Genomic DNA, 6166 nt, shown 5'->3' with positions numbered 1-6166 from the left:
CGCCGCCGCGCGTGCGCAGGTACGCGTCGAAGTCCGCACCGACTTCCGAGTGGCGCAGTGCGAATTCGACCGTCGCCTTCAGGTAGCCGAGCTTGCTGCCGCAGTCGTAGCGCGTGCCCTGGTACTTGTAGGCCAGCACTTGCTCATCGGCGAGCAGCGACTGGATCGCGTCGGTGAGCTGCAGCTCGCCGCCCGCGCCGGGCTTCAGCGCGCGCAGGTGCTGGAAGATCCGCGGCTTCAGGATGTAGCGGCCGACCACGCCGAGGTTCGACGGCGCGACTTCCGGCGCCGGCTTTTCGACGATCGCCGACATCTTGACGATCGACTCCTCCCACTCCTTGCCGTCGACGATCCCGTACGACTTCGTTTCCGACGGCGGGATCTCTTCGACGCCGATCACCGAGCTGTGATAGTGGTCGAACACGTCGACCATCTGCTTCATCACGGGCGGGTTGCCGTCGAGCAGGTCGTCGGCGAGGATCACCGCGAACGGGTTGTCGGCCACGAGCTTTTCCGCGCACAGCACCGCATGGCCGAGGCCGAGCGCTTCCGGCTGGCGTACGTAGAAGCAGTCGACATGGCTGGGCTTGATGCTGCGCACGAGTTCGAGCAGCTTTTCCTTGCCGCGCGCCTCGAGCTCGGCCTCGATTTCATACGACTTGTCGAAGTGATCCTCGATCGCGCGCTTGCTGCGCCCGGTGACGAAGATCATCTCGGTAATGCCGGCGGCGATCGCTTCCTCGACTGCGTACTGGATCAGCGGCTTGTCGACGACCGGCAGCATTTCCTTCGGGCTTGCCTTCGTTGCCGGGAGGAAGCGTGTGCCGAGACCGGCAACAGGGAATACCGCCTTGGTGACTTTCAACATGATCGAACCTTTATTCCTGTAATCGATTTGTCAGACGGTTTGTGTTCACGCCCGCATTATAGTGAACGCAAACGACCTTGCGGTTTGTTACGCAGGCAACCGATCCAGCTGCGCGCGCAGTTTCTCAAGGGTGCTCTGGAATTCCGCGACGCGCTTCTGCTCCTGTTCGACCACGGCCGGCGGCGCTTTCGCGACGAATGCCTCGTTGCCGAGCTTTGCATTGCACTTCACGATCTCGCCCGTCAGGCGCGCGATTTCCTTCGACAGACGTTCGCGTTCGGCTGCGACGTCGATCTCGACCTTCAGCACCAGCTTGTTCGGCCCGACGATCGCGATCGGCGCGCCGTGCGCTTCCTTGTCGAGCGTTGCTTCGTCCGCGAGGATCTGCACTTCCGACAGGCGTGCAAGCGCCTGGACGTACGGTGCGAACGAGCGCAGGCGCTCGGCATCGCCGGCTGCAAGCAGCGGCACCTTGGTGGCCGGCGACAGGTTCATCTCGCCGCGCAGGTTGCGGCACGCGTCGACGATCGCCTTCAGGTCGGCCGCCCACTGCTCGGACGCCTCGTCGATCTTCTGCAGGTTCGCGACCGGGTACGCCTGCGTCATCAGCGACGCTTCGCCCTCGGCCTTGCCCTGCGGATAGCGGCCCGCCAGCGGCGCGACCTTCTGCCAGAGTGCTTCGGTGATGAACGGGATGATCGGGTGCGCGAGGCGCAGCACCGTTTCCAGCACGCGCAGCAGCGTGCGGCGTGTCGCGCGCTGCTGTTCCGGCGTGCCGTTCTGGATCTGCACCTTCGCGAGTTCGAGATACCAGTCGCAGTATTCGTCCCACACGAACTTGTAGATGCTGCTGGCGATATTGTCGAAGCGGTAATCGGCGAAGCCCTTCGCGATGTCGGCCTCGGTGCGCTGCAGCAGCGACACGATCCAGCGGTCGGCCGCCGAGAAGTCGAGGTAGCCGCCCGGGCCGCAATCGCCCGCGCCGCAGACTTCCGGCTTGTCGCTGCCGCAGTCGTGGCCTTCGCAGTTCATCAGCACGAAGCGCGTGGCGTTCCACAGCTTGTTGCAGAAGTTGCGATAGCCTTCGCAGCGCGCGAGGTCGAAGTTCACGTTGCGGCCGAGCGTTGCCATCGATGCCATCGTGAAGCGCAGCGCGTCGGTGCCGAACGCGGCGATGCCGTCCGGGAATTCCTTGCGCGTCTTCTTCTCGATCGTCGCGGCCTGCTTCGGGTTCATCAGGCCCGTCGTGCGTTTCGCGACCAGCGTGTCGAGGTCGATGCCGTCGACGATGTCGATCGGGTCGAGCGTGTTGCCCTTGCTCTTCGACATCTTCTGGCCTTCCGCGTCACGCACGAGGCCATGCACGTACACGGTGTGGAACGGCACCTGGCCCGTGAAGTGCGTGGTCATCATCACCATCCGGGCGACCCAGAAGAAGATGATGTCGAAGCCCGTGACGAGCACGGACGACGGCAGGAAGTGCTTCAGTTCAGGCGTTTCGTTCGGCCAGCCGAGCGACGAGAACGGCACCAGCGCCGACGAGAACCACGTGTCGAGCACGTCTTCGTCGCGCTTGAGCGCGCCCGCATAACCCTTCGCGGCAGCCTGCGCGCGCGCTTCTTCCTCGTTGCGGGCAACGAACACCTCGCCGTTCTCGCCGTACCACGCGGGAATCTGGTGGCCCCACCACAGCTGGCGCGAGATGCACCAGTCCTGGATGTTCTCGAGCCACTGGTAGTAGGTGGTCGTCCAGTTTTCCGGGACGAACTTGATCTGGCCGTTGCGCACGACGTCGAGCGACGTTTCCGTGATCGACTTGCCGGGATTGAACGTGCCTTCCGGCGCCGGCTTCGTCATCGCGACGAACCACTGGTCGGTCAGCATCGGCTCGATCACGACGCCCGTGCGGTCGCCGCGCGGCACCATCAGCTTGTGCGGCTTCACCGAGTCGAGGAAGCCCTCGGCGTCGAGGTCGGCGACGATCGCCTTGCGCGCGTCGAAGCGGTCGAGGCCGCGATACTGCTCGGGGCCGTTGTCATTGATCTTCGCGTCGAGCGTCAGGATCTCGATCGGAGCGATCTTGTGGCGCTGGCCGACCTGGTAGTCGTTGAAGTCGTGCGCGGGCGTGACCTTCACGACGCCCGTGCCGAACTCGCGGTCGACGTAGTCGTCGGCGATCACCGGGATCTCGCGGCCCGTCAGTGGCAGCGTGACGAGCTTGCCGATCAGGTGCGCATAGCGCTCGTCTTCCGGGTGGACCATCAGCGCGACGTCGCCGAGCATCGTTTCCGGGCGGGTCGTGGCAACGGTCAGCGAGCCCGAGCCGTCGACGAGCGGGTAGCGGATGTGCCACAGGTGGCCGTTTTCCTCTTCGCTCACCACTTCGAGGTCCGACACGGCGGTCAGCAGCACCGGATCCCAGTTGACGAGGCGTTTGCCGCGGTAGATCAGGCCCTGTTCATAGAGCGTGACGAACACGTCGCGCACGGCGGCCGACATCTTGTCGTCCATCGTGAAGTATTCGCGCGACCAGTCGGGCGACGCGCCGAGGCGACGCACCTGGCCGGTGATCGTCGAACCCGACTTTTCCTTCCATTCCCACACGCGCTCGACGAACTTCTCGCGGCCGAGGTCGTGGCGCGACACGCCCTGCGCGTCGAGCTGGCGCTCGACGACGATCTGGGTCGCGATCCCCGCGTGGTCGGTGCCGGGCACCCACAGCGTGTTCTCGCCGAGCATCCGGTGGTAGCGGGTGAGGCCGTCCATGATCGTCTGGTTGAACGCGTGGCCCATGTGCAGCGTGCCCGTCACGTTCGGCGGCGGCAACTGGATCGAGAAATCGGGGCGGGCCGGGTCGAATGCCGGGGCCGCGTAGCCGCGCTTTTCCCACTCAGGCCCCCATTGGGACTCGATGGTGTGGGGCTCGAAACTCTTCGCAAGCGTGTTGTCGCTCATAGTGGAAATCTGCCGAAAAATGCGTGTGAACTAGATGCCGAATCTGACAATTATAGATGCATCGATATTGATGGTCAGTCACCGTTATCGATGCATCGATATTGATGGCGAGTCGGCGGGCATCCACGCATTGATATTTGCCGGCTATTGCGGACCTCACATCGGCGCATTCTGCGGCCGTTGCAGCAGGTTTGCTCGATCACGGACGGCAAGCGTCGCGGCCGACTTATAATGTCGGGTCCGCATTTTTATCGCCCGTCCGCTGCCGCTCCATGCCCGATCTGCTCGCCAATCTGAACCCCGAACAACTCGCCGCCGTCACGTTGCCGAACGAACCGGCGCTGATCCTCGCAGGGGCGGGCAGCGGCAAGACCCGCGTACTGATTACCCGCATCGCGTGGCTGATCCAGCAGGGCTACGCATCGCCGCCCACCGTGCTGGCCGTCACCTTCACGAACAAGGCCGCGCGCGAGATGATGGCGCGCCTGTCGGCGATGATGCCGATCGACACGCGCGGGATGTGGATCGGCACGTTCCACGGCCTGTGCAACCGGATGCTGCGCACGCACTGGCGCGACGCCGGCCTGCCGCAGACCTTCCAGATCCTGGATACCGCCGACCAGCTGTCCGCGATCAAGCGGCTGATGAAGGCGGCGAACGTCGATGACGAGAAGTATCCGCCGAAGAACGTGCAGTACTTCATCAACAACGCGAAGGAGCAGGGGCTGCGCCCCGACAAGGTCGACGCGTCCGACAACTTCAACCGCAAGTTCGTCGAGCTGTACCAGGCGTACGACCAGCAATGCCAGCGCGAGGGCGTGGTCGATTTCCCCGAGCTGCTGCTGCGCTGCTACGAATTGCTCGCGTACAACGCGCCGCTGCGCGCGCACTACCAGGCGCGGTTCAAGCACATCCTCGTCGACGAGTTCCAGGACACCAACAAGCTGCAGTACGCGTGGCTCAAGATGCTCGCGGGCGGCGAGAACGCGATTTTCGCGGTCGGCGACGACGACCAGTCGATCTACGCGTTCCGCGGCGCGAACGTCGGCAACATGCGCGACTTCGAAGACGAATTCCGCGTGCGCAACCTGATCAAGCTCGAGCAGAACTACCGGTCGCACGGCAACATCCTCGACGCGGCGAACCAGCTGATCTCGAACAACGCGCACCGTCTCGGCAAGAACCTGCGCACCGACGCGGGCCACGGCGAACCCGTGCGCGTGTACGAGGCGAGCACCGATTCGCAGGAAGCCGGCTGGATCGTCGAGGAGATCCGCTCGCTGATCAACACCGGGATGGCGCGCAGCGAAGTGGCCGTCCTGTACCGCAGCAACGCGCAGTCGCGCTCGATCGAGCACACGCTGATGTCGTCGGGCATTCCGTACCGCGTGTACGGCGGCCTGCGCTTCTTCGAACGCCAGGAAGTGAAGCACGCGCTCGCGTACCTGCGCCTGATCGACAACCCGAACGACGACACCGCATTCGTGCGCGTCGTGAACTTCCCGACCCGCGGCATCGGTGCGCGCTCGATCGAGCAGCTCGCCGACGCCGCGCGTCTGTACGGCTGCTCGATGGCCGCCGCGATTCCTTACGTGACGGGCAAGGCCGGCACGAGCCTCGGCGGGTTTGCGAACCTGGTCGCGAAGATGCGCGCCGATACGCAGCAGATGAACCTGCCCGACACCGTCGAGCACATCGTGCGCGCCAGCGGTCTCGCCGATTTCTACCAGGGCGAGCGCGAAGGCCAGGACCGTCTCGAGAACTTGCAGGAACTCGTGAACGCGGCCACCGCGTTCATCGCCGAGGAAGGCTACGGGCTCGACACGCCGGCCCGATCGATCCCGCTGCGCGCGGGCGCGATCGCGGCGCCCGAGCTTGGCACCGCGACGGACGATCCGTCGGTCGACGTGCTCGATCCGGTATCGCCCGCCGACCCGGCACAGAACCCCGACACGATGACGCCGCTCGCCGGCTTCCTGTCGCATGCGTCGCTGGAGGCCGGCGACAACCAGGCGCAGGCCGGGCAGGACGCCGTGCAGCTGATGACGGTGCACGCGGCGAAGGGGCTCGAATTCTCGGCCGTGTTCATCACGGGCCTCGAGGAAGGGCTGTTCCCGCACGAGAACAGCGTGCTCGAATCGGACGGCCTCGAGGAAGAGCGCCGGCTGATGTATGTCGCGATCACGCGCGCGAAGGAGCGGCTCTACCTGTCGTTCGCGCAGAGCCGGATGCTGCATGGCCAGACGCGCTACAACGTGCGCTCGCGCTTCTTCGACGAGCTGCCCGAACACGTGCTCAAGTGGCTGACGCCGAAGGTCGAGGCCGGTTCGCGCTGGGGCGGGC

The 6166-nt window shown here is 65.0% G+C and carries 3 protein-coding genes; 1 reads left to right on the top strand and 2 read right to left on the bottom strand.

Going from position 1 to position 6166, the window contains the following annotated elements:
- Both galU and JYJ84_RS26015 read right to left on the bottom strand, forming a co-directional pair.
- Window positions 1–868 (bottom strand): UTP--glucose-1-phosphate uridylyltransferase GalU (gene galU / locus JYJ84_RS26020; protein WP_205189618.1); only part of this gene is annotated, 868 nt, incomplete at its 3' end.
- Between the two features lie 87 nt (window positions 869–955).
- On the bottom strand, window positions 956–3823 hold the full coding sequence (locus JYJ84_RS26015) for a valine--tRNA ligase (RefSeq protein WP_122945127.1): 2868 nt from the start codon (window positions 3821–3823) through the stop codon (window positions 956–958).
- A 272-nt stretch (window positions 3824–4095) separates the two neighbouring features.
- On the opposite strand from JYJ84_RS26015, the gene JYJ84_RS26010 reads away from it, so the two are divergent.
- Window positions 4096–6166: UvrD-helicase domain-containing protein (locus tag JYJ84_RS26010; protein ID WP_205189616.1), on the top strand; the 2071-nt coding region annotated here is incomplete at its 3' end.

This window comes from Burkholderia sp. LMG 13014 (assembly GCF_905232215.1).
GTDB lineage: Bacteria > Pseudomonadota > Gammaproteobacteria > Burkholderiales > Burkholderiaceae > Burkholderia.
The sequence above is the reverse complement of the archived record's forward strand: the minus strand, read 5'-3'. Positions and strand labels throughout refer to the sequence as shown.